The 22344-nt window shown below is 70.1% G+C and carries 20 protein-coding genes, 1 tRNA gene and 1 pseudogene; 7 read left to right on the top strand and 15 right to left on the bottom strand.

Annotated features, from left to right (window positions below; all coding sequences use genetic code 11):
- Positions 1-9: 9 nt before the first annotated feature.
- Positions 10-678, bottom strand: a complete 669-nt coding sequence (locus DDF67_RS25960) for an acid phosphatase (RefSeq protein WP_233247556.1) — start codon at positions 676-678, stop codon at positions 10-12.
- A 9-nt stretch (positions 679-687) separates the two neighbouring features.
- Positions 688-1752, bottom strand: a pseudogene (locus tag DDF67_RS25955) (phosphatidylinositol-specific phospholipase C1-like protein); the annotation flags it as partial.
- A gap of 123 nt (positions 1753-1875) precedes the next feature.
- On the opposite strand from DDF67_RS25955, the gene DDF67_RS05535 reads away from it, so the two are divergent.
- Entirely contained in the window at positions 1876-2463 is a 588-nt protein-coding gene (locus DDF67_RS05535; protein ID WP_109099938.1) for a TetR/AcrR family transcriptional regulator, read from the top strand.
- A gap of 24 nt (positions 2464-2487) precedes the next feature.
- Complete coding sequence (locus tag DDF67_RS05530; RefSeq protein ID WP_109099937.1) at positions 2488-3540, top strand: NAD-dependent epimerase/dehydratase family protein; 1053 nt, start codon at positions 2488-2490, stop codon at positions 3538-3540.
- Between the two features lie 93 nt (positions 3541-3633).
- Here the strand turns inward: DDF67_RS05530 and DDF67_RS05525 are convergent, their stop codons facing one another.
- From DDF67_RS05525 to DDF67_RS05480, 10 genes are all read right to left on the bottom strand, one after another.
- Positions 3634-4992, bottom strand: coding sequence for a DUF1501 domain-containing protein (locus tag DDF67_RS05525; protein WP_109099936.1), 1359 nt, complete (start codon positions 4990-4992; stop codon positions 3634-3636).
- A 3-nt stretch (positions 4993-4995) separates the two neighbouring features.
- Positions 4996-6711 carry a DUF1800 domain-containing protein gene (locus DDF67_RS05520; protein ID WP_109099935.1) on the bottom strand — a complete coding sequence of 572 codons (1716 nt, stop codon included), beginning with the start codon at positions 6709-6711 and terminating at the stop codon, positions 4996-4998.
- A gap of 74 nt (positions 6712-6785) precedes the next feature.
- A complete protein-coding gene (virB11, locus tag DDF67_RS05515) occupies positions 6786-7766 on the bottom strand; it encodes a P-type DNA transfer ATPase VirB11 (protein WP_109099934.1) in 981 nt (326 codons plus the stop codon).
- Positions 7763-8893, bottom strand: a complete 1131-nt coding sequence (locus DDF67_RS05510; protein ID WP_109099933.1) for a TrbI/VirB10 family protein — start codon at positions 8891-8893, stop codon at positions 7763-7765. The genes virB11 and DDF67_RS05510 overlap by 4 nt, the downstream gene beginning before the upstream one ends.
- Positions 8890-9612: a TrbG/VirB9 family P-type conjugative transfer protein gene (locus DDF67_RS05505; RefSeq protein WP_109099932.1), complete on the bottom strand. Its 723-nt coding sequence runs from the start codon at positions 9610-9612 to the stop codon at positions 8890-8892. The genes DDF67_RS05510 and DDF67_RS05505 overlap by 4 nt, the downstream gene beginning before the upstream one ends.
- Before the next feature lie 29 nt (positions 9613-9641).
- Entirely contained in the window at positions 9642-10850 is a 1209-nt protein-coding gene (locus DDF67_RS05500; RefSeq protein ID WP_109099931.1) for a type IV secretion system protein, read from the bottom strand.
- Positions 10847-13198, bottom strand: coding sequence for a VirB4 family type IV secretion/conjugal transfer ATPase (locus DDF67_RS05495; RefSeq protein WP_233247551.1), 2352 nt, complete (start codon positions 13196-13198; stop codon positions 10847-10849). Before DDF67_RS05495 ends, DDF67_RS05500 begins: the two co-directional genes overlap by 4 nt.
- Entirely contained in the window at positions 13195-13482 is a 288-nt protein-coding gene (locus DDF67_RS05490; protein WP_109099929.1) for a type IV secretion system protein VirB3, read from the bottom strand. Before DDF67_RS05490 ends, DDF67_RS05495 begins: the two co-directional genes overlap by 4 nt.
- Before the next feature lie 6 nt (positions 13483-13488).
- Entirely contained in the window at positions 13489-13806 is a 318-nt protein-coding gene (locus tag DDF67_RS05485; protein WP_109099928.1) for a TrbC/VirB2 family protein, read from the bottom strand.
- On the bottom strand, positions 13806-14423 hold the full coding sequence (locus DDF67_RS05480) for a lytic transglycosylase domain-containing protein (protein WP_109099927.1): 618 nt from the start codon (positions 14421-14423) through the stop codon (positions 13806-13808). Before DDF67_RS05480 ends, DDF67_RS05485 begins: the two co-directional genes overlap by 1 nt.
- 350 nt (positions 14424-14773) lie before the next feature.
- Here DDF67_RS05480 and DDF67_RS05475 point away from each other — a divergent pair, with 350 nt between their 5' ends.
- Positions 14774-15208, top strand: a complete 435-nt coding sequence (locus DDF67_RS05475; RefSeq protein ID WP_109099926.1) for a VOC family protein — start codon at positions 14774-14776, stop codon at positions 15206-15208.
- Positions 15209-15294: 86 nt separating this feature from the next.
- On the opposite strand, the gene DDF67_RS05470 is transcribed toward DDF67_RS05475, so the two are convergent.
- Positions 15295-15369: transfer RNA gene (locus tag DDF67_RS05470), tRNA-Thr, on the bottom strand.
- Between the two features lie 352 nt (positions 15370-15721).
- On the opposite strand from DDF67_RS05470, the gene murA reads away from it, so the two are divergent.
- Positions 15722-17011, top strand: coding sequence for a UDP-N-acetylglucosamine 1-carboxyvinyltransferase (gene murA, locus DDF67_RS05465; RefSeq protein ID WP_109099925.1), 1290 nt, complete (start codon positions 15722-15724; stop codon positions 17009-17011).
- Between the two features lie 2 nt (positions 17012-17013).
- Positions 17014-17454 carry a DUF2948 family protein gene (locus DDF67_RS05460; RefSeq protein ID WP_199229167.1) on the top strand — a complete coding sequence of 147 codons (441 nt, stop codon included), beginning with the start codon at positions 17014-17016 and terminating at the stop codon, positions 17452-17454.
- Between the two features lie 52 nt (positions 17455-17506).
- Here the strand turns inward: DDF67_RS05460 and DDF67_RS05455 are convergent, their stop codons facing one another.
- On the bottom strand, positions 17507-17989 hold the full coding sequence (locus DDF67_RS05455) for a nuclear transport factor 2 family protein (RefSeq protein ID WP_109099923.1): 483 nt from the start codon (positions 17987-17989) through the stop codon (positions 17507-17509).
- A gap of 208 nt (positions 17990-18197) precedes the next feature.
- Between DDF67_RS05455 and DDF67_RS05450 the strand changes: the two genes are divergently transcribed.
- Positions 18198-19313 carry a hypothetical protein gene (locus DDF67_RS05450; RefSeq protein WP_109099922.1) on the top strand — a complete coding sequence of 372 codons (1116 nt, stop codon included), beginning with the start codon at positions 18198-18200 and terminating at the stop codon, positions 19311-19313.
- 49 nt (positions 19314-19362) lie between these two features.
- Positions 19363-21285 (top strand): M1 family metallopeptidase, encoded by a 1923-nt coding sequence (locus DDF67_RS05445; protein ID WP_109099921.1) that lies wholly within the window; start codon positions 19363-19365, stop codon positions 21283-21285.
- A gap of 248 nt (positions 21286-21533) precedes the next feature.
- Here DDF67_RS05445 and DDF67_RS05440 read toward each other — a convergent pair.
- On the bottom strand, positions 21534-22344 hold an 811-nt coding region (locus DDF67_RS05440), incomplete at its 5' end, for a dicarboxylate/amino acid:cation symporter (RefSeq protein WP_146197966.1).

The raw sequence follows: 22344 nt of genomic DNA, 5'->3' as shown, positions 1-22344 counted from the left end.
TGCGTTTGCCTATTTCTTCGCTGCCCTGGCCAGGGCGGCGGCGACCTCGGCGCGGGCCATCTCCAGATCGAGGCGGAAGGCGGCCGATCGGTGCTCGGCGGCGTAGATCACCGCGCCCGCCTGCAGGCCCGCCTCGGTGGCGCTGACCGTGTGCGAGCCGCAGATCCAGCGACTCTCGGCATATTCGCGGCCCCGGGCGTAGAGGGCGTCGGCGCGCGTCGGCGCCACCTCGGCCAGGATCATCGCCACGTGCTCGCCGTGGGCCGAGTGGCCGGACGGATAGTCGGGATTGCCAGTCAGGTGGGCGGTCTTGGCCTCGCACGTCGGGGCGCTTTCCTTGCCGACATAGGGGCGGGCGGTCCCCCAGAAGGTCTTGGCCACGCCCACCACCGAGCGGTCGGCGCCCGAGCGTTCGAGCAGGGCGGTCAGGACCGGCGCCTCCTGCGGGCTGAGGCGCACGCCCAGAGCCGCGGCGTAGTGGTCATAGAAGTGGCCGGTGACGTCCGAGGTCGCCAGCGCCCAGCGGGGCGTGTCCTTCAGGGCGCGGCTGGCGTCGAAGATGGCCGCGTCGGCCAGGGCGCGGGGCGAGCCCACGGCCGGCGGCGGGGCCAGAACCTTGGTCAGATCGGGGCGCTGGGCCGGGTCGAGATAGCCCTTGGCCGGGGCGCCGGCGGTCATCTCGATCGCGCCGTCGCAGGCCTTGGGCGCGTGCACCGGATTGCAGGCCGCCGCCTCGCCGCCCGGCAGGCGGACCGTGTAGCTCCCCGGCAGGCGCGGGTCGGCCCACAGATAGTCGGTCGAGACGTACTGGGCGCCGCTGGAGAGGGCCGCGCTGCGCATGGTCACGTCGCCGTCGCGGGCGGCCCAGGTGTCGGCGTCGGCGCGGGTGCGCACGATGAAGCCGGCCTTCACGGCGGCGGCGATGCGGTCTTTCTGGGCGATCGGATCATTGAGCGTCAGGTAGGCGGCGGCCGGCGAGGCCTCGTCGGTGTTGACGAACATCGCCCGGCCTTCCAGCGAGATGCGCTTGCCGCGATAGATGGCCACCTTCTCGGGACCCTCGTCCAGGGCGAAGAACACCTTGCCGCGCGCGGCTTCCAGCGTCGGCCAGCCGCCGGCCAGCACCGCCTCGCGCAGGGTCGGCTTCTTGCCCTGGACGAGATCCGGGGTGATCAGGCGGTCGGAGCCGAACACGCTGCGGATCTCGGCGTCGAGGGCGTCGAAGGTCTTCTCGTCGAAGGGCAGGGGCGTGACGCCGCCGGGCAGGCTGGCCTGCCCCTCCTTGGCGTTGAGCATGATCAGGATCGGGGCGTGGTCACGGTGGGCGTCCGACCAGGCGCGGATCTGCGACAGGCATTCGACGAAGCTCACGCACGAGCTGCGGAAGTCGACGTCGGGCATGTGCAGGGTCTTGAAGCCGGGCCTGGCCAGGGCCTGGGCCGTGGCCGGCGGCAGGGTGACGCCGCCGCCCAGGGCGGTCAGCGGTTTGGCGTAGCGTCCTCCCTGCGGGTCGGCGACGACGTCGATCTCCAGCTGGCGGGCGCCGGCGTCCAGCTGTTCGGCCAGCGGCCGGTGAGCGTAGTCGAGGGCGAGAACCGGCCGGCCGCGCGCGGCGACCATGGCCGCCAGCTCGTCGGCGGGAATCGCTTGCTTGTAGGAATTGTGGGTGCCGACCGCGAGCAGGTCGTTCATCCGCAGCGGCGCGTCCGCGCCCGCCGCCATCGTCACCGCAGCCACCAGACCCAGCATCACGCGCTCTCCGAACCGAAAGCGGCCTGTCTAGCGTCGCCGTATGACGGTTCGACGTCAGCGAAGGTTGACCGGCGGGGTGATGCTCATTTATATCCGACCAGTCGGTTATAAATGGAGTTGGCCATGGGCCGTAAACGCATCGTCGACCGTGACGCGGTGCTCGACGCCGCCGAGGCGGTGGTGGCTCGCGACGGGGCCGCGCGCCTGACGCTGGACGCGGTGGCCGAGCAGGCCGGCATCGGCAAGGCCACGGTGCTGTACGACTTCAAGACCAAGGCGGCGCTGATCGATGCGGTGGTCGAGCGGGCGGTGGCGCGTGACAACGCCTTCAACACCGCCATGACCGACAGCCTGGCCGGGCAGGGCGATGCGGTGATCCGGGGGCGTATCCTGGCGGCGGCGACGCCCCTGCCGGACGACTTCCGCGCCGTGGCCCTGAACCTGTGCGCGGCCCTTGCCCAGGACGCCAGCCTGCGCGGCCGTATCCAGGAGAACCAGCGCGCCGTCATCGCCGGCCTGACCGCCGACGCCGCCAGCCCGCGCGGCGCCCTCCTGGCCTATCTGGCCCTGGAAGGGCTGAAGCTGCTCGAGGCGCTCGACTATCACGCCTGGCCGGTCGAGCAGCGCACGCGGATTCTGCGCGAGATCAACTGGCTGGTGACCGCCAGGCCGGACGGCGAGGCGCCCCTGCCGTCGCCGAAGACGAGCTGAGACTCCCACTCAAGGACTGTGAAGATGACCATCAACGAACCCGCCGCCGGCGGGCGCGCGCCCGCACGCCTGTTTCTCACCGGCGGCAGCGGCTATGTCGGCCGCAACCTGATCCGCCGCCTTGTCGCCGACGGCGTGCCTGTGGTGGCGCTGGCCCGCAGCGCCGCCGCCGTCGATATCGTCCGCAACCTCGGCGCCGAACCCTTCGAAGGCGACCTGTTCGATCCCCGCCTGGCGCAGGGCATGGCGGGCTGCGACGCCCTGGTCCACGCCGCGGCGGACACCGACCACGGGGCCGGCGTCGAGGCGCGGCTTGCGCGGATCAATGTCGAGGGAACCCGTACGGTGCTGGCCGCCGCCAAGGTTGCGGGCGTGTCGCGCACGGTGCTGATCAGCACGGAGTCGGTGCTGCTGGACGGCGCGCCTCTGGTCGGGGCGACCGAGGACCATGCCTATCCCCGCCGTCCGGCCGGGGCCTACTCGAAGAGCAAGGCAGAGGCCGAACGTCTGGCGCTGGCGATGAGCGAGCCGGGCTTCGAGGTCATGGCCGTGCGGCCGCGCTTCGTCTGGGGGCGCGACGACACCACGGCGCTGCCGCAACTGGCCGACGCCGTGCGCTCGGGCGCCTTCGCCTGGATCGACGGCGGCCGCTATCGCACCTCGACCACCCATGTGGCCAATCTGTGCGAGGGCGTGGTCCTGGCGCTGAGGAACGGCGTGGGAGGGCAGGCCTATTTCATCACCGACGGCAAGCCCGTGGAATTCCGCGCCTTCGCCACGCGGCTCCTGGCCACGCAGGGGCTGACGGCGCCGGACAAGACCGTGCCGCGCGGCCTGCTGAAGACCATCGCCGGCGTCGGCGACGTCCTGGCGGCGATCAGCGGCGGCCGGATCCGGGGACCGCTGAGCCGGCAGGTCTACGCCACCTCGGCCGTCGAGGTGACGGTCAGCATCGCCAAGGCCTGCGCGGAGCTCGGTTATGCGCCGGTGGTGTCGCGCGAGCAGGGGCTGGCGGAACTGGTCTCTGCTCCTCCCCCGTGCAACGGGGGAGGTGGCGCGGCGCTATCAGCGCCGTGACGGAGGGGGCGACGGCCGGCAATGAGCCAAGTCTCGCCCCCTCCACCGCTTCGCGGTCCCCCTCCCCCGCAAGCGGGGGAGGAGTGGGGGCCACTACCCGAACAACGGCACGGGCCCCCGTCCGCCGCCGTTCCAGGTCGCCCAGTTGGGGAAGACGTACGGCATGTCGGCCGCCGAGACGCCGTACCACTGGGCGATGGCGCCGATGTATTCCTCGACGGCGATGCTGGGGATCCAGCGGCCGTCGTTGTAGGCGTCCTCGGCCCCGCCGTAGGTGGTGTCGGGATAGCGGCCGTGGACCTTGCGCGACGATAGCGCCGCGCCCAGCACCAGGTGATTGGAGCCCCAGGCGTGGTCGGTGCCGGCGTTGGCGTTGGGTTTGTAGACCCGGCCGAAGTCCGACATCGTGAAGGCGGTGACGTTGTTGGCCAGGCCCAGCGCCTTCATGGCGGCGTAGAAGCCGGCCAGGGCCATGGCGAGGTCGGCGTACAGGCTGTTGTGCGAGGCGGCCTGGCCGTTGTGGGTGTCGTAGCCGCCCTGGCTGACGAAGAAGGTCTGCTTGGCGTGGCCCAGGGTGTTTCGGGCCTCGATCATCCGCGCCGCTCGCAATAGCTGGCGCGAGATCTCGCTGGTCAGGGTCGCGCCCGTGTTCGGGTTCTTGAAGTACTGGTCCACGGTCGAGGTCGTGGCGCTGACGATGGTGTTGGCCGTCGCCGCCTGGGCGTAGGCCGACGACATGCCCCGGCCGGTGAAGTCGGTCACAGCCCCGAACGCCGAGGCGTCGGAGAAGGCGTTCAGCGCCGACTGGCGCGCGACCGTGGCCGCGTCCGTGCTGGCGGCGTTGTAGCCGTTGCGCGAGATGCCGCCGGTCGACGGCAGGATCAGCGGCGACTTGCGGCTGCCGATCAGGGCCAGTTGCGAGCCGGCGATCGAGATCAGCGGCGGCAGCTCGGCCTGGTCGGCCTTGTCGAGGATGCGGCCCATGAACCCGTCGAGGTTCTTTTCCCGCATGCGCATGCCCTGCCACTCGTTCTGCTGGTCCTCGTGGGACATCAGGTTCAGCGGGCGCAGGTCAGGGCGGCTCTGGTAGATGGTCTTGGTCAGCGGCTGGAACAGCGTGCCGGCGTTGAGCACCACGCTGAGCGCGCCCTCGTCCCAGGCGCCCTTCAGGGGCGCGAAGGCCGGGTGCAGGCCGAACGCCGTGCCGGTCAGCGGCATCAGGGCGTCCTGCTTGACGGCGATGGACGCGCGCTTGGCGGCGTAGTCGGCGTAACGCTCGTCGTTAGGGATCACCATGTTCCAGGCGTCGTTGCCGCCGAACAGGAAGATGCCGACCATCGCCCGATAGCTGGAGGTGTCGGCGACGGCGGCCGAAACCCCGATCTGGGCGAGGGCGGCGGTGGCGGAGGCGCCGGCGAGCAGCCGGCCGAAATCACGGCGGGAAAGGGTCATGGCTCAGCGGTCGACTTGGAAGTGGGGGGACGTGGCGACGATGTAGAGGGCGACCTGCGCCCGCTTTCGCGCCTGGACGGCGGGGTCGGTGTTCTTGACGGCGGCCATGGCCGATGACAGCGCGCTGCGCTGGGCCGAGGTCATGGTCCCGTTGAGGAAGACGAGGTCTATGCGCTCCAGCATCCTGGCCTCGTCGGCGGCCAGGGCCTCCCACTGGGGCCAGGGCAGTTCGACGGCGGTCGAGCCGGGGATGCTGGCCTGGGCCTTGAACTCGGTGCGCGTGGCCTCGCCGGCCATGGTCCAGTCCCAGGCCAGGTTGTGGCGGGCGATCATGGTCGAGGTGGTCATCAGCTTGCTGGCCGGGCTCATCTCGCCCGAGCCCAGCGGCAGCGGGAAATCGTAGGGATAGAAGTTGAACACCGACGGGGCGCGGAAAGGCATCTGCCCCAGGCCGTTGTCGCGGTAGTAGAAGGCGTAGCCGTCCGACTTCAGGCCCATGCCGCGGGCCAGGCCCGTCAGGAACAGCACCGGCTCCTTGACCTTGCCCGGCGTGGCGGCCGAGCCGCGGGCCTCGGCGTCGGTCAGGATCGCCTTGATCACCGCCTTCATGTCGCCGCGCACGCCCGCGCCGTTGTCGGCGAAGACGGCCGCGACCCGGCCCACATAGGCGGGCGAGGGATTGGCCAGGGTCAGCTGCTGGATCAGCCGCTTGGAGATGAAGGGCGCGGTGTTGGGGTGGTTGAAGACGGTGTCGACCACCGTGTCGACGTTCTGCTGCTGGGTCGCGCCGGCCGGGATGGTCACGTTCAGGAACGTCTTGGCGCCGGTGTCGAACCGCGCGGCGTTGACGATCATCGGCCTGGAATAGTCGACCTTGGTGTAGTCGCTGATCGCCGCGCCATCGAGGCGGGCGTAGGTCCAGCCCGTCAAGGCGCGGGCCACTTCCTTGACCTCGGCGTTGGAGTAGGTGGCGATCACCGCCCCGTCGGCGCCGGTCTTGGGCGTGCCGTCCATGTTCAGCATCACCGTGCCGACCGAGAACAGCTGCATCAGCTCGCGGGCGTAGTTCTCGTTGGGGGCCGACTTGTTGCTGTCGACCATGTCGAGAAATTTGCCCATGAACGGGTTCAGGGTCACCTCGCGCAGGATGTCCTTGTAGTTGCCGAAGGCGTTGCCCAGCAGGATCTGGTTGAAGGTCGCCAGGCCCGCGGTGGTGTGCACCTCCAGGTCGGACGCCACCACGACCTGCGACAGGGCGAAGGCCGTGCGCTGGCGCAGCTGGTCGTCCTTGCCCATGGCGTTGGCGTAAAACCGCATGGCCATCGGCAGGGCGCCGAAGTTGTCGCGGTTGCAGTTGTTCAGGTCCGCGCCCGTCAGGTTCTGGGCCGTGCAGAAGTTGGTCGCCACCGGCTTGCCGGCGATGTCGGCGTAGGTGCTGGCGCTCAGGGCGAACTGCTGGTCGATCCAGGCGCCGGCGTTCTTGGCCGCGACGATCTGGTCGATCAGTTCGGGCGTGGGGCCAAAGCTGGCCTGCTTGGCCAGGCGCGAGGCCTCGGCCGCCGAGATCACCACGGGCGGGGGCGGGGCGGTCGGCGTCGTGCCGCCGCCCTGGGGAGCGGACGAGCCGCTGCCGCCGCCGCCTCCACCGCCGCCGCTGCAGGCCGCCAGAAGGAGGGCCAGGCCGATCCCGGTCCCCGAAGCTAGAAGTTTGATACGCATGGCGCAGAAGTCCCCGGTCACGCCCGCTGTGCGGGCGCGCTGAACACGAAAAACAAGGTGGATGGAGGCCGTCTCTAGCGGTCTGTGAACACGATCTCCCGGACGGCGCGGACGCCGTCCTGGCGATGAAGCTGGACGAAGACGTCGACGACGCGCTCGACATGATCGACCACGTCCTGGCGTCGCAGGTTGGCGCCGGCCTGCAGGGCCATCAGGGCCAGCTGCTCGACCGCGCCGCACGGGTCGTCGGCGTGGACCGTGGTCATCGAGCCCGGATGGCCGCTGGAGACGGCGCGCAGGAAGCTGAAGGCCTCGGCCCCGCGCAGCTCGCCCAGGATGATCCGGTCGGGCCGCAGGCGCAGGCTGGCCTGCAGGAGGTCTTCGGTCCCGATCCGGGCCTGCCCCTGCTCGCCGCGCGCGGCCACCAGGCCGACGGCGTTGGGATGGGCGAGGCGGATCTCGGGCGCGTCCTCTATCAGCACCAGGCGGTGGTCTAGCGGGACCTCTTTCAGCAAGGCGTTGAGGAAGGTGGTCTTGCCGGTCGAGGTGCCGCCGCTGACGACGATGTTCCTGCCCGCGCGCACGGCGGCCGAAAGGAAGCCGCGCACGTCGCCGGCGTCGAGCAGGGCCCGCAGCGCTGCATCGGGACGGAGCTGCGGCGTCGTCGCGCGATCGAAGGCGCCGGCGGCGGCGTAGTCGTCGAGCGACAGGTCGGAGACCACGTGCTTGCGGATGGCCATGACGACGCCGCCGCGCGTGGCCGGGGGGGCGACGACCTGCACTCGCGCGCCGCCGGGCAGCACGGCCGACAGCAGGGGGTGCTCGCGGCTGACGCCCTGGTGGGCCAGCGCGGCGACCTGGCGGGCCAGGCGCCAGAGATTGGTCTCGTCCAGCTCGGGAACGGCGACGGGCGCGAGGGCGCCGCCCAGTCGCTCGACCCACAGTTCGCCGGGCCGGTTGATATAAAGGTCGGTCACCGCCGGATCGGCCAGCCACGGCGCCAGCGGCGCGAGGTAGGCCTCCAGATAGACCCCCATCGGGGCGTGATGGGTCATTTGCGGCCCCGCACGCCCGAGAAGTCGAGATCGCGGGCCACGAAGATGGTCACCGGCGCGCCCTGCGGCGTCTTGATGGTCGGCGAGGTGCTGGTCCCCTTGGCGGCGTTGGCGAGGTTGGCCGCCTCGGACATCGAGCCGATATAGATCTGCGAATTGGCCCGGCTGTTGCTGACCGCCGCGACGCCGGCGCTGAGCACCGAGGTCAGGATCGAGCCGCCGAAGCGGGTGAAGAAGTGGCGGTCGACCTTGCCCTCCAGGCCCCCCCGGCCCAGCGGGTCGGCGGCGGGCGAGCCGATCTGCACCGACACACCGTCGGGGCGGATCACCCGGGTCCAGATCACGAAGACGCGGCTGGCGCCCAGCGCCAGGCCCGACTTGTACTGGCCGATGACGCGGCTGCCGCGCGGGATCAGCACGGTCGATCCGTCGAAGCTTTTCACGTCGCGGGTGACCATGGCGCGGGCCAGGCCCGGCAGGTCGGAATTGATCGCCGTCTCCATTACCGCCGGTATCACCGCGCCCTGCGGGATGACCGCGTCGAGGTCCTGCATGGCGCTGGCCTTGGCGGGCGCGGCCTCGTCCAGGCCCACGCGGTCGGCGAAGCGCTCGTCGGGATTGAGGGCGGCGACGCGCGTGGCCTCGCCGGCGGCGGCCGCGGGGCTGCCGGGCGTGGGCCTGGCAGCGGGTTGGCCCCGGTCGCTGAGGTCGACGACCAGGGTCGGCGCGCGGCGGCGGCCGGAATCGTCCACGGGACCGGCGAATACCGCGGCCGGAGGCGGCGGCGCATAAACGGGCGCAGGCGGCGGCTCGGCCGGGGCGCTGTTGTCGACCGTGAACTGCGGCGCGGGCACGGCGTAGAGCGGCCCCTGCACCTGGGCGAGCTTCGCAACCGGCGCGGGCTGGGCGGCGGCGGGCGGCGCGGCGGCGGGCTGTCGCTGGCTCGCATCGGCGCGATGGCTCGACAGCCAGGCGAAGACGGCGACGCCGAACACGCCGAAGCCGGCCATGATAGCGAGGTTGGAAACGCCGCCGGCCTTGCCGACCACGGGGCGGGCCTGAGCGTCGGCGGCGGCCAGGTCGTCCTGGACCTGGGGCGAGAGGCGCGGATCGATGTCGTGGGTCATCGGGCCTTCCCCGGGCCTTGCCAGGCGGCGTTGACGACGGTGGCGGTGGCCTTGTCGCTGCGCAGCACGAAGCGCGGCGCCAGCTGGTCGACGACCAGATAGCCGTCCTTGACCACGGCGTTGGCCAGGCCCTCCGAGCCGTCGGCGCCGATGACGAAGATCGCCGGCAGTTCGGCCTGGCTCGGCCAGGCGAAGTAGGTGGCGCGGCCGTCGTCGAACACGCGGGCGGGGGCGAGGGCGGCTGATCCCTTGATGGTGTAGGCGGCGTTGCGCGCCGGCTCGACCGCGGCCGGCTTGGCCGGCGGGGCGGCGATCTCGACCGGAACGGCCGGATAGCGGAAGCGCACGACGTAGGCCGCATCCGCCCCGCCCGGCGACACCGACAGCTCGAACACGTAGCGGCGGCGGTCTGTGACGACGGTCATGTTGGTGACCGGGGCGCGATCCACCGGCTTGAGGAACAGCAGGGTGGCGCGCTTGTTGGGCGTCACCTGCCAGCCCAGGGCGTCGCCGATCGAGACGTTCTCGATCCGCTCGTCGGGGGCGAATTCCAGCATGGTCTGGAAGCCCATGACGCCGCTCAGGCGATAAACCTGGTCGGGGTCGTAGGGCAGGGTGCGGATGCGCGGGTCGGCCGAGACGGCCGGGGCGGCTGTCTGGGCGATGACCGGCGTGGCGAGCATGCAGGCGATCGACAGGGCCAGAAGCGAACGCTTCACGGGCGAAACTCCGGAACGGGCAAGCGGGGTCACTGGTCTCTCCGGGCTCCGGAGGCGGCGAGGCGGGGGGCGGCCGGGCGGCGATAGCTGGCGCCCAGCGGAACGGCGGCGGCCTGGGCGGGGGGCGAACCGGCGGCGGACGCGGTCTGCGTGCGGTCGGAAACCACCACCAGGCGGCGCGGACCGACAGGGGAGGACGCGGCGGCGCTGGCGGCCTGCTCCTCGCGACGGGCCAGGCTGACGGCGGCGGCGGCCACGTGGGCGGCGCGCGACGGCGGCTCCAGCGGCGCGGCGCTCGAGCCGCCGCCGGATGCGGAGACCGGCGAGACGTCCTGGCCGATCTGGCGTTCGCGCGGCAGGCGCAGGCCGGCGGCGATCACGCACACCGCTATGGCGGCGGCCACCAGCACGACGGCGAAGACGAGGCTCAGCACCAGCACGGTGATCGCCGGACCCATGTCGAGCTCGGCGAACTGCTGGACGTCCTTCATGGCGGCAAGGGCCTTAAGGGACGGGGCCATCATCGCCAGCTCAAGCGACAGGGCGAGGGTGGCGATCATCGGCAGGATAGAGAGGGCGATCATCGCCTTCAGCCAGCCTTCGACAAGGCCGCGGGTGGTCTCGAACAGCAACAGGCCGGCCACGATGGGGGCGAGCGCCAGCAGCACCGAAAGCACCACCTTGCAGGCCAGCACCACGCCCAGGCTGGTCAACAGCGTGACGAGGCCGCCGACATTGGCGGCGAAGGCCGCGAAGCCGGGGCCGCCCTGCAGGGCCGCGTCGCGGGCGCCGGCGCGGGTGGCGAAATGCTGGGCGGCGTCCTGCAGCGCGTCGAAGGCGAACTGCAGGCGAACATAGGGATCGAGCTTGCCGGTCCCGCCGCCGTCCAGTTGGCCCAGCAGCAGGGCGCCGACCTCGGCCGGGGCCTTGAACAGCAGGTCGTAGACCAGGGTCTCCAGCAGCGCCCAGTTGGTGGCCAGGGCGACGACGAGGGCCAGCTTCACCGCCGCGATGGTGGCGTCGCCGATGCGCAAGGCTCCCCGGCCGAGCACCAGACGGTAGCCCATGAAGGCCACGTACAGCGTCATCAGCACCGTCAGCAGGGTCGAGACCGGCGAGCCGGGCGCCGACAGGGCCGCGTAGCCGGCCTGGGCCAGGCCGTGCACCTGGCAGTCGACCGAACCGATCAGGCCCTGGACCAGGGCCGCGTCGGGCGAAGGGCAGGCGACCGGAGTCATGCGGCCTCCTTCAACAGCTTGGCCATCCAGGCCTCCGGCGCGTCGCCCAGGCGTTCGCGCAGGACGTCCAGCTTGCGCACCGTGCTCTCGCGGCCCGAAAGCACCGTCAGCAGCTCGGGCGAACCGGCGAGGTTCAGGCGGGCCACGACGCTGTCGGTCCCATGCTTGATCAGGAAGCAGCGGGCGGTGTCGGGCAGGCTGCGGACCAGCTCGAACTCGTGCTCGGTCAGGCCGAAGCCCTCGCAGTAGTCGCGGGCCTGGGCCTTGGGATTGGCCATGAAGATCTGGGTGGCGGCCTGCTCGACGATGGCGCTGGCGATGCGGCTTTCCAGGGCGTCCTGGGCCGACTGGGTGGCGAAGCCCACCAGGCCATTGCGCTTGCGCAGGGTCTTTTCCCAGTCCTTGATCCGGGCGACGAAGACGTCGTCGTCCAGCGCCTTCCAGCCCTCGTCGACGACGATCAGGGTGGGGTGGCCGTCCAAGCGCTGCTCCACGCGGTGGAACAGGTACATCATGGCCGGGGTGCGCAGGGCGGGGTCGTCCAGCAGCTGGGTCATGTCGAAGCCGAGGGTGGCGGCCGACAGGTCCAGGCCGTCCTGCGCGTTGTCGAACAGCCAGGCGTGCTCGCCGGTCCCGTGCCACGGCGCCAGCCGGGCCGAGATGTCGGCGGCGTCCGGGCGGCGCGCGCCCTTGAACAGCTCGGCGAAGAACCGCAGGCGGCGCAAGCGCGGCGCCTGGTCGTAGTTGGCGTCGACGGCGTCCTTTATGCGGGCCAGGTCGTCGGGCGTCAGGGTCTCGCCGGGCTGGGAGACCAGACGCGCGACCCAGTCGGCGACGAAGCGGCGATTGGCCGGCGTGTCCTCCAGCGCCAGCGGGTTGAAGCCCGTGGCCTCGCCGGGACGCAACACCTCGTAGCGGCCGCCGATGGCGCGCAGGAAGATCTCGGCCCCCCGGTCCTTGTCGAAGAAGACCGTGCGCGGCTTGTACTTCTGGGCCTGGGCCAGCAGGAAGTTCAGCACCACGGTCTTGCCCGAGCCCGACGGGCCGATGATCGTGAAGTTGCCCAGGTCGCCCTTGTGGAAGTTGAAGTGGTAGGGGCCGGCCGAAGTGGTCTCCAGCAGCGTCACCGCCGGACCCCAGTGGTTGCCCAGGGCCTTGCCGACCGGGAAGTTGTGGCCGCTGGCGAAGCCGGCGAAATTGGCGGTCGAGATCAGCGCGCGGCGGGCGATGTCCTTGAAGGCGCCAGGAAACTGCGCCCAGAAGGCCGGCTCCAGGTTGACGTCCTCGCGCACGGCGATGGCGCCCATCTCGGTGAAGGCGCTCATCACCTCGGCGGTGGACTGGTCGAGGCTGTCGAGGCTCTCGCCGCGCACCAGCACCGACAGGTGGTGCTCGCCGAAGGCGGCGCGGCCGCTGACCACGTCGTCCTTGGCGCGGATCAGGTCGGCCTTGACGCTGATCGCATCGTCGTCGGCCGCGCGCATGCGGCGCAGGGCCAGGTTCATGCGGTCCAGCGTCGGCTGGCGGTCGACGAAGCCGAAGCTCTGGGTGACGACCATCTCGCAGGGCAGGCGCAGCAGGTCGTCCAGCATCCCCGGCGTGGTCTGGGCCGGGTAGTCCTTGACCGAGACGATCGAGGAGAAGCTGCGCGCCAGGGCGCCGGCGCGCGACAGCTCCAGGGTCTCATGGCCGAAGCTCACGCGGCGATAGGGCAGGTACTCGCCCGCGTCGCCTTCAGGCGCCAGCACGGGACGCATCTCGCCGTTATAGAGGCAGGACAGGAATTCCAGCGGCTCGGAGCAGGCGCCGTTGGCGCCCTCGTACTGGCCCAGCACCCGCGCGCCGTAGGGCGCCAGGGCCGAGACCAGGCCGTCGCGGGCGGCGTCGAGTTCGCGGCGGTCCTGGGCCTTCTGGCCGGCGGTCTGGGTCGGACCCTTGGCCAGGCGCAGGGCCTTGTCGATCAGGCCGCCCTGGCCTTGCAGCGGCCGGCGCACGATCGTCAGGAAGAGGTCGTTGACGTAGAGCTTGCGGCCCGAAAGGCGGGCGCTCCACTCGGCGTCGAGGCGAGCGCTGAAGTCGTCGGCGAACGCGCCTTGCGTGCCGACGCGGGCCTCGCGGCGGATGATGTGGTGGTAGACGGCGAAGCGCGAGGAGGCCAGGCCCCGCAGCATCACGTCGCGCACGGCCTTGCGGTAGTTCAGGGTCTCGCTGTCGGCCGTCTCGAACGGCAGGCCGGCCAGGTGAATCACCTGCATCAGGAGGCCGTCGCGCATCTCGATCGTGCGATCGTCCAGCAGGCGCGCGTAGGGCAGGCGCTTGCCGGCCGACGCTTCCTTTTTGGGATTCACGGTTGGTAGCTGTTGCATCGCCAGGCCCGGAAATTGGGTACGCGTGGGCAGCGGCTGACCCTGGTCAGCCACAGGTCGAAGATGCGCGGTTCGCGCAGGCAGGCCGCATAGCCGATCGCGTGGATCACGAGCGCCGCCAGCAGCGCCCAGAACGACTTGGTGATCAGGAAGAGCTCGGTTGTGACCACACCGTTGATCACGAAGTAGCTGTAGGTCACGCCGGCGAACATCTGGGGCCGGGTCAGGGCCCCGAACACCACGTCGCGATCGAGGGGGGCGGCCATCGGGCTTTACGCGCCCGCCGCCGTGCGGATGCCGCTGACGATGGTGGTGGCGCCGAACAGGATGAAGCAGCCCAGGATGACGGTCGCGCCGTAGCGCCAGTTCATCCGGCCGGTCAGCATCATGAAGCCGACGGCGGCCACCGCCATCACCGCCACGGCGGTGGCGACGTTGCCCAGCAGCGTGCCCTGCAGCCACATCACGCCCGACAGCACGGCCGACGAGCCCTGCGGGTCAGCCTGCACGGCCTGGGCATGGGCCTGGCCGGCGGCGGCGAGGAGGGCGGTCGCCAGGGCGGCGGCGCGAACGCTTACAAGTTTACGCATCAGTTGGAGGCTCCGAGGGCGGGAACGGCGAAGGCGGCGCCCGACACGGCCATGCGGCCGAGGATTGAGGTCACGTAGGCTTGGGTTTCGGCGTATGGCGGCACGCCGCCGTGCTTGAGGACGGCGCCGGGGCCGGCGTTGTAGGCCGCCAGGGCCAGCTTCACGTCGCCGCCGAAGCGGGTGAGCATCTGGCGCAGGTACATCGCCCCGCCGCGCACGTTCTGGGCCATGTCGGACGGGTCCACGCCCAGGTCGCGGGCGGTGGCCGGCATCAGCTGCATGACGCCCATGGCGCCCTTGCGCGAGCGGGCGGTGGGCTTGAAGCGGCTCTCTCGCCAGGCCACCGCCTCGACCAGCTTGGGGTCCAGCGCATAGGCGGCCGCGGCCACGGCGATCTCGCGGCGCACCTCTTCGTGGCCTTCCTCCAGGACGGCCGGCGTCAGCGGTTGCGCGATCGCCTCGACAGACTCGCCCGTGTAGACGGCCGGACCCTCGAAACGCGTGACCTCGCCCTCGTCGCCGATCTCCAGGACCTGGGCGGCGGCCGGGACGGTGAACAGGCAGCAGGCCGCGATGGCCGCCAGGCCCATGGCCCAGCGCGCGAAGTCGAACGTCATCGACGCTCCCCCGATCAGCTGTGGTTAATCGATATGCTTAATTGATGTGTATAGGGCGCGACTGACTCGCGTAATGCGTCAGGACAGCGCATCGGTAACCAGTTATCTGTGTCGAGAAGTCTACGTTTAACGGCGTTCAAGCTTCAGCTTGGCGAAGTATAGTGCGCTTATACTGAAGGTCTGGACACGCGCGCAGGGCGTGGTCGATTTCGTCCGTGGGCGGATCTCCCGCAGGCTGCTTCGAAACGGCTTCGTTCGCTGTGCGAGCGAAACGCGCGAGCCTGTGGCGTGGAGGCGCCTCGCGCCCAGAGTGGGGGCGTTGCGGGCCATGCGACCGGCGGAGATCAAAGATGAGCGGCTTGCGGTACGGCTTCCATCACGGCGGCGTCAGCGTTCCCGACCTGGACGCGGCGGTGGCGTGGTACGGGCGCGTGCTTGGCTTCTCGCTGGAGCGCCGCTTCGAGATCCCCACCATCCCGGCCCAGGTGGCGATGATCGCCAACGGCGACCTGCGGATCGAGCTGTTCGAAGTCCCTGGCGCTGCGCCGCTGCCGGACGAGCGCCGGATCCCCGACCGCGACGTCCATACTCACGGCGTCAAGCACGTGGCCTTCGTCACGCCGGACGTGGCGGCCCTGGTCGAGGAGCTGGGGGGACGGGGCGCCGACATCGTCTGGCTGAAGGTCATGCCGCACGGGACGGCCTGCTTCATCCGCGACCTGGCCGGCAACCTGATCGAATTCGTGCAGGGAGCGGTCCCGGCCGGCGAGGCGGGAAGCCTCTAGCGCGCATCGAAGCGCTGCCTGAGCAGGATCGTTTTCGCCGCATTTCTGGAGTGTGGTGGGGACCCAGACTTCCATCTGGGTCCCCGTGGTGCCGCCGGGCAGGATTGAACTGCCGACCTCAGCCTTACCAAGGATGCGCTCTACCACTGAGCTACGGCGGCGGCGAGGAGGGGCGTATAGCCAACGATTTCCGGGATTGCAAAGCCCAAATCGTATTGACCAAGGCCCGTACGCAATTCACCTGTGGACACATGAGCCAGTCATCGAAGCCAAACCCCAGTCCAGACAAGGAAAAAGCCGAACGCGAGGCGCGTCTGGCCCAGGCCCTGCGAACGAACCTTCGCCGTCGAAAGGCGCCCGCCAGCGCTTCGGCCAAGCCGGAATCGTCCTCGCAAGGCGACGAATAGGGGAATCGGCGCGGCCTCTTGCATGCCCACTTGCAAGCGTTAGAACCGCGCCCTCACATGTGACCCGCGCGAAGGACGTCTTTTTCGCGCGTTCGAGGGATTTTCATTGGATCGCATCGCCATCACCGGCGGCGCGCAGCTGAACGGGGTCATTCCCGTCAGCGGCGCCAAGAACTCGGCCATCAAGCTGATGGCCGCCAGCCTGCTCACCGACGAGCCGCTGCGCCTGACCAACATGCCGCGCCTGGCCGACACGCGATTCCTCGGCAAGCTGCTGACGCGCCTGGGCGTCAGCGTCACCGAAAGCGACGGTCCAGACGGCCAGCAGACCATCCTGCACGCCCCGGAGATCACCAGCGGCTTTGCGCCCTACGACCTGGTGCGCCAGATGCGCGCTTCGTTCAACGTGCTGGGTCCGCTGGTCGCCCGGTCGGGCCAGGCCAAGGTCAGCCTGCCTGGCGGCTGCACCATCGGCGCGCGTCCGGTGGACCTGCACCTGCAGGCCCTGGAGGCCCTGGGCGCCAAGATCGACCTGCACGAAGGCTACGTCTACGCCCAGGCCCCGCGCGGCCTGAAGGGCGCCGAGATCGTCTTCCCGATCGTCTCTGTCGGCGCCACCGAGCACGCCATGCTGGCCGCCGTGCTGGCCGACGGCGTGACGGTCATCCGCAACGCCGCCTGCGAGCCGGAACTGGTCGACCTGCAGGAATGCCTCAACGCCATGGGCGCCAAGGTCGAGGGCGCGGGCACCCCCACCGTCACCATCACCGGGGTCGCTCGCCTGAAGGGCGCGACGCACTCGGTCATTCCCGACCGCATCGAGATGGGCACCTACGCCGTCGCCGCCGCCATGGCCGGCGGTGAAGTGCGCCTGACCAACGCCCGGCCCGAACTGATCGAAAGCCTGTCGGTCAAGCTCGAGGAGGCCGGCGCCACCGTCGTGCGCACCGAAGACGGCGTCATCGTCAAGCGCAACGGCTCGCGCCTGAACGCGGTCGACATCGAGACCGCGCCGTTCCCCGGCTTCGCCACCGACCTGCAGGCCCAGTTCATGGCCCTGATGACGACGGCGAACGGCGAAAGCCACATCCGCGAGACCATCTTCGAGAACCGCTTCATGCACGCTCCCGAGCTGATGCGCCTGGGCGCCGACATCTCGGTGCACGGCGGCGAGGCCCGCGTGCGCGGCGTCGCCCAGCTGGAAGGCGCCGAGGTGATGGCCACCGACCTTCGGGCGTCGGTCAGCCTGGTGATCGCCGGCCTGGTGGCGCGCGGCGAGACCGTGGTGTCGCGCATCTATCACCTGGATCGCGGCTTCGAGCGGCTGGAAGAGAAGCTGGGCGCCTGCGGGGCCCAGGTGCGTCGCATCAAGGGCGACGGCGAGCCGGAGCTTTAAGCATGAACGCCGCCCCCCTTCGCCTGCTGGCCCAGGAGCCGGCCGACCTCGAGGTGGTCTCGGCCGCCTTGCAGGACGCTGTCGCCAAGATCGGCGACATCCGCTGGGACGCCAGCGCCCGCACCCTGACCCTGGCCTGCAACCGCTTCCGCTGGGAGGCGGGCAAGGGGCGAGGCAAGGGCGGCGAGCGCGTGCGCTCGGCCCTGCAGCTGGGCGACGTCACCGGCGTCCAGGCCCGCAACCTGCGCCGCGACGCCAAGCAGGCGGTGGTCGAACTGCTGTCGATCGGCTTCGAGCCGGGGCAGGAAGCCCCCGGCGGCACGGTGCTGCTGACCTTCGCGGGCGGCGGCGACCTTAAGGTGGCCGTCGACTGCATCGAGGTGGTGCTGGCCGACGTCTCCGATCCCTGGGCGACCCCGCGCAAGCCGGGCCACGCCGAGTAGGACCAAGGATCACGCCCCGCGGCTAAGCCCGGGGCGTGATTGTTTTCATCCGTCAGTTGGCGCGCGGCTTGGCGTACCAGAGTGCGTTGACGATCACCCAGCGATCCCCGAACCGTCCCAGGTTCAGGTGGTCGACGAACCAGGGTGTCTCCACCCGCGCCACCGCCACGTTGCCGGCGACGTCGAGAACCCTGACGCTGCGGTCCCATTTCTCGCGCGGCGTCTTCAGGGCGCCCTGCCGCGTCAGGTCCACCAGTTCGTCGCGGCTCATCCGCCGCAGGCCCAGCACCTCGTCCGGATCTGGCCGCGAGCGTACCGCGCGCTTGGCGAGGTCGGGATGCAGCACGCGGGCGACACGCGCCGTGTCCCCCTCCAGCTGGCCGTCGACATAGTCGTAAGCCGCCGCCTCGATCGCCCGCACGGCCGCCGGATCGAAGGCCTGGGACGCCGTGGCGCTGGGCGGCCGGGGGCTTGTGTCCTGGGGCGGCGGGGCCGAGCCGTCGATAGCGATGGCCGCGAACAGGACTGCGAGCATGGGAGTCTCCGATATCGACCGGGTTTGCCGCCGCCGATCCTGGCGGGCGTGCTCAAGCTCCACACGCAAAAGTGGCGCTTAATGGACGGGCGCGCGACATCCCCGGCCCCGCTTCGGCGTTAACCAACCAAATCCCTGATTTCCAAACATTTCAAATCGCGACTCAGCTGATACAACTCGCCGGAGTTGAATCGACTTCGAGTGCGTGATGACCAGGATCGGGCCGCAGGGCTATGCCGCCGCCTATGCCTATTCCGGCGCGACGAACGCCCAGACGGGAACCGCCGCCCAGCAGCAGGCCAAGGCCGCCGAGGCCGCCAGGATGGGCGCGTCCAGCGTCAGCGTCACCCTATCGGCGCAGGCTCAGGCGGCTCTGGCGAACAAGACCGACGGCCGCGACCTGGGCGCGGTGGTGTCGGACGCCCGCAAGAGCCTGGATGCCCTGCTGTCGGCCGCCAAGGCGACCAGCGCCCTGAAGGACGGCAAGGCGACGATCGACGTCTCGGGCCTGGATCGCCGCAGCCTCTACGCCATCGCCTCCAATCAGGGCGGGAGCTTCCCGATCGAGGAGCAGGTGGTCGCCAGCCTGCAACTGCAGTCGGGCCAGAACGCGGTCCTGGCCGGGCCCGCCGCCGACGCCCGGGTCACCGGCGACTATGCCGGTCTCTACAAGGCCGCCCTGAGCCGCCACGAGGGCGCGGGGACCGAAGAGAAGGCCACGCTGAAGTGGCAGAACGAGAAGGCCGCCCTGGTCGAGGGCCTGCGCCAGTCCACCGCCAAGCCGGGGACCGCGCCGACGGGCATCGCCGACGATCCGGTGGCAGCCTACGTCAAGCAGAACGGCGGCGTCGTCTCCAATCCCCGCTCGCGGGATATCGACGACGTGGCCGCCGACGTGCGCGTGGCGCTGGACCGGCAGTACGGCCTGGCGACCGGGGAAGGGATGGCCACCGGTCCAGACGCCGGCAAGATCGATTTCGCCCGCTTCGACGACCGCTCGCTGTCGGCCATGGCGCTGAACAAGGGCGGGCAGTTCTCCGACCACGAGGTCAAGGAAGCGGCCGACGAGATCAGGAGCCGCAACCGCGAGGGCGTGTCGTCCTACTGGAAGGCGGCCCAGCAGTCGGGCGACGGCTCGGCCTTCGGGCGGACCCTGGTCTCGCAGTACGTCTCGATGAGCAGCGAGGAGCGCGAGGCGGTCGGCTGGACCCCGGCGCTCTATGACAAGATGGTCTCGCTGCAGAACCTGTCGGCGAAACTTTCGTCGATGTTCGGCCCCGACGGGTCGATCAAGACCGGGATGAGCCTGCTCGACTATCTGTAGCCGTCCGTATCTGGAATAAGGGGGCAAGTTCCGCTTCCACGGATTGCTCATGTCCCTGATCCTAAACACCCCGCGCGCGGCCCTGATGGCCGCGCTGCTCGGCGCCGCCGCCGTCCCCGCCCTGGCCCAGGCACAGGCGGAAGCCGCGCCGGCCAAGCCGATGATCGCCCCGCTGTCGACCGCCTCGGACGCGACCGACATCCACTCCTACGCCAAGCCGAAGGTCGCCCGCGTCACCCATGTCGATCTCGACCTGACCGCCGACTTCACGGGCAAGAAGATGGTCGGCACGGCCGCCCTCGACCTGTTGCTGGCGCCCGGCGCCAAGGAGGTCGTGCTCGACAGCAAGGGCCTGGTGGTCAAGTCGATCACGGACGCCAAGGGCAAGCCGTTGAAGTGGACCCTGGGGGCGGCCGATCCGCACCTGGGCGCGCCGCTGACCGTGACGCTGAACGGCGCCAGGCGCATCGTCATAGCCTATGAGAGCGCTCCGGATGGCGCGGCGCTGCAATGGCTGTCGCCCTCGCAGACGGCGGGCAAGGCCAAGCCCTATCTGTTCAGCCAGGGCGAGGCGATCCTCAACCGCACCTGGATCCCCACCCAGGACAGCCCCGGGATCCGCCAGACCTGGACCGCCCGCATCGTCGCGCCCGAAGGCCTGAAGGCGGTGATGAGCGCAGAGATGCTGACCCCCGACGGCGAGCCCGTCGCCGGCGGCCGCGCCTATCGCTTCAGGATGGACAAGCCGGTCGCGCCCTACCTGATCGCCATCGCCATCGGCGACCTGACGTTCCAGCCGCTGGGCCAGCGCACGGGCGTCTACACCGAACCGTCGGTGATGAAGGCCACCGCCTGGGAGCTGGCCGACGTCGAAAAGATGGTCGAGGCCGCCGAGAAGCTCTACGGCCCCTATCGCTGGGGCCGCTACGACCTGCTGGTGCTGCCGCCGTCCTTCCCGTTCGGCGGCATGGAGAATCCGCGCCTGACCTTCGCCACGCCGACCATCATCGCCGGCGACCGCTCGCTGGTCAGCCTGGTGGCGCACGAACTGGCGCACTCGTGGTCGGGCAACCTCGTCACCAACGCCACTTGGGCCGACTTCTGGCTCAACGAGGGCTTCACGGTCTATTTCGAGAACCGGATCATGGAGTCCTTGTACGGCAAGGACACGGCCGCCATGCTGGCCGACCTCGGCTGGACGGATCTGCATCGGGCCATCGAGGAGGCCGGCGGTCCCACGGGTCCCGACACCCGCCTGCATATCGACCTGACCGGCCGCGATCCCGACGACGGCATGACCGACATCCCCTACGAGAAGGGCGCGGCCTTCCTGCGCACCATCGAAAAGGAGGTCGGGCGCGAGCGCTGGGACGCCTATCTGCGCGGCTATTTCGACCGTCACGCCTTCCAGCCGCAGACGGCCGAAGGCTTCATCGCCGACCTGCGCACGCACCTGTTCAAGGGCGACAAGGCGCTGGAGGCCAAGATCGACGTGCAGCGCTGGGTGTACCAGCCGGGTCTGCCCGAAAACGCCGTCCACGTGCAGTCCAAGGCCTTCGAGGCCGTCGACGCCCAGGCCAAGGCCTTCGCGGCTGGCGGCGCCGCGCCGCTCGAGGCCTGGAAGGGCTGGGGCACTTCGGAGCGCGTGCGCTTCGTCGGCAGCCTGCCGCGGCAGCTTCCGGCCGAACGCCTGGCGGCCGTCGACACGGCCTTTGGCCTGTCGGCCCAGGGCAACAGCGAGATCCGTTTCGCCTGGCTGCAACTGGCCGTCGCCAACCGCTACGAGCCGGCCGTGCCGTCGCTGGAACAGTTCCTGACCGGCCAGGGCCGCCGCAAGTTCGTCGCCCCCCTGTTCGTGTCGCTGTGGGGCCAGGGCGACTGGGGCCAGTCGATCGCCAGGCGCATCTATGCGCAGAGCCGGCCGCTCTATCACGCGGTGACGCGCGAGACGGTCGACAAGACGGTGAAGTAGGGGGCTTTGGCTCCCTATACCCTTGTCCCACTCTTGGCGCCTTCCTCGCCACGAGGACGAGGGAGGCGAGGAGTGTCAGGGGCAAAAGAAAAGGGCGGGACCGCGAGGCCCCGCCCTTTCCATTCTCGGCCCCCAAAAACCGTAAAACCCCCGCGAAAGCGGGGGCCGAGGCTTTTCTGAAGCGCGGGGCGCTCGACGATAAAACGCCTGGGTCCCCGCTTTCGCGGGGATTTTACGGAAGGTGAGCGTCAGGCTTTCGCCGTTTCCTCCGGCATGTCCTCCAACTCGCCTTCCCACTTGGCGACGACGGCGGCGGCGACGGAGTTGCCGACGACGTTGGTGGCCGAGCGGCCCATGTCGAGCAGGTGGTCGACGCCCAGGACCAGAGCGATCCAGGCTTCGGGCAGGCCGAAATAGGTCAGGGTGGCCATGATCACGACGAGCGAGGCGCGCGGCACGCCGGCGATGCCCTTGGAGGTGACCATCAGCAGCAGCAGCATGAAGATCTGCTGCTGGATGGTCAGGTGCACGCCGTGCGCCTGCATGATGAACATGGTGGCGAAGGTGCAGTAGAGCATCGAGCCGTCGAGATTGAACGAATAGCCCAGCGGCAGGACGAACGAGACGATGCGGCGGCGCACGCCCACCTTGGGCAGGCTGTCGAGGATGCGCGGGTAGGCGGCTTCCGAGGAGGCGGTCGAGAAGGCCAGCAGGGCCGGCTCGCGGATGACCCCGAACAGCGGGACGGCGCGCTTGCCCAGCACCACGAAGGCGGCGAGGAACAACAGGGCCCACAGGGTGGCCATGGCGCCGTAGAAGCCCAGCACGAACTTGGCGTAGGTGGCCAGCATGGCCAGGCCCTGGGTGGCGATGGTCGAGGCCAGGGCCGCGAAGATCGCCAGCGGGGCCAGCTTCATGACGAAGCCGGTGACCTTCAGCATGATCTGAGCGCACTGTTCCACCAGGTGCAGCACCTGCGGGGCCTTGTCGTCCAGCGCCGCCACGGCGGTGCCGACGAACAGCGAGAACACCACGATCTGCAGGATCTCGTTCTTGGCC

It is taken from the genome of Caulobacter endophyticus, assembly GCF_003116815.1.
In the GTDB taxonomy this organism is placed as follows: domain Bacteria; phylum Pseudomonadota; class Alphaproteobacteria; order Caulobacterales; family Caulobacteraceae; genus Caulobacter; species Caulobacter endophyticus.
This window is presented reverse-complemented; position numbering and strand designations above follow the sequence as displayed.

Excerpts from the sequence above, each read along its gene's own strand:
- DDF67_RS25960 (WP_233247556.1), bottom strand. The coding sequence starts at position 678 with ATGACCGCCGGCGCCCCGGCCAAGGGCTATCTCGACCCGGCCCAGCGC.
- DDF67_RS05530 (WP_109099937.1), top strand. The coding sequence starts at position 2,488 with ATGACCATCAACGAACCCGCCGCCGGCGGGCGCGCGCCCGCACGCCTG.
- DDF67_RS05480 (WP_109099927.1), bottom strand. The coding sequence starts at position 14,423 with ATGACGTTCGACTTCGCGCGCTGGGCCATGGGCCTGGCGGCCATCGCG.
- DDF67_RS05475 (WP_109099926.1), top strand. The coding sequence starts at position 14,774 with ATGAGCGGCTTGCGGTACGGCTTCCATCACGGCGGCGTCAGCGTTCCC.
- DDF67_RS05500 (WP_109099931.1), bottom strand. The coding sequence starts at position 10,850 with ATGACTCCGGTCGCCTGCCCTTCGCCCGACGCGGCCCTGGTCCAGGGC.
- DDF67_RS05525 (WP_109099936.1), bottom strand. The coding sequence starts at position 4,992 with ATGACCCTTTCCCGCCGTGATTTCGGCCGGCTGCTCGCCGGCGCCTCC.
- DDF67_RS05510 (WP_109099933.1), bottom strand. The coding sequence starts at position 8,893 with ATGACCCACGACATCGATCCGCGCCTCTCGCCCCAGGTCCAGGACGAC.
- DDF67_RS05490 (WP_109099929.1), bottom strand. The coding sequence starts at position 13,482 with ATGGCCGCCCCCCTCGATCGCGACGTGGTGTTCGGGGCCCTGACCCGG.
- DDF67_RS05520 (WP_109099935.1), bottom strand. The coding sequence starts at position 6,711 with ATGCGTATCAAACTTCTAGCTTCGGGGACCGGGATCGGCCTGGCCCTC.
- virB11 (WP_109099934.1), bottom strand. The coding sequence starts at position 7,766 with ATGACCCATCACGCCCCGATGGGGGTCTATCTGGAGGCCTACCTCGCG.
- DDF67_RS05535 (WP_109099938.1), top strand. The coding sequence starts at position 1,876 with ATGGGCCGTAAACGCATCGTCGACCGTGACGCGGTGCTCGACGCCGCC.
- DDF67_RS05485 (WP_109099928.1), bottom strand. The coding sequence starts at position 13,806 with ATGCGTAAACTTGTAAGCGTTCGCGCCGCCGCCCTGGCGACCGCCCTC.
- DDF67_RS05455 (WP_109099923.1), bottom strand. The coding sequence starts at position 17,989 with ATGCTCGCAGTCCTGTTCGCGGCCATCGCTATCGACGGCTCGGCCCCG.
- DDF67_RS05460 (WP_199229167.1), top strand. The coding sequence starts at position 17,014 with ATGAACGCCGCCCCCCTTCGCCTGCTGGCCCAGGAGCCGGCCGACCTC.
- DDF67_RS05450 (WP_109099922.1), top strand. The coding sequence starts at position 18,198 with ATGACCAGGATCGGGCCGCAGGGCTATGCCGCCGCCTATGCCTATTCC.
- DDF67_RS05445 (WP_109099921.1), top strand. The coding sequence starts at position 19,363 with ATGTCCCTGATCCTAAACACCCCGCGCGCGGCCCTGATGGCCGCGCTG.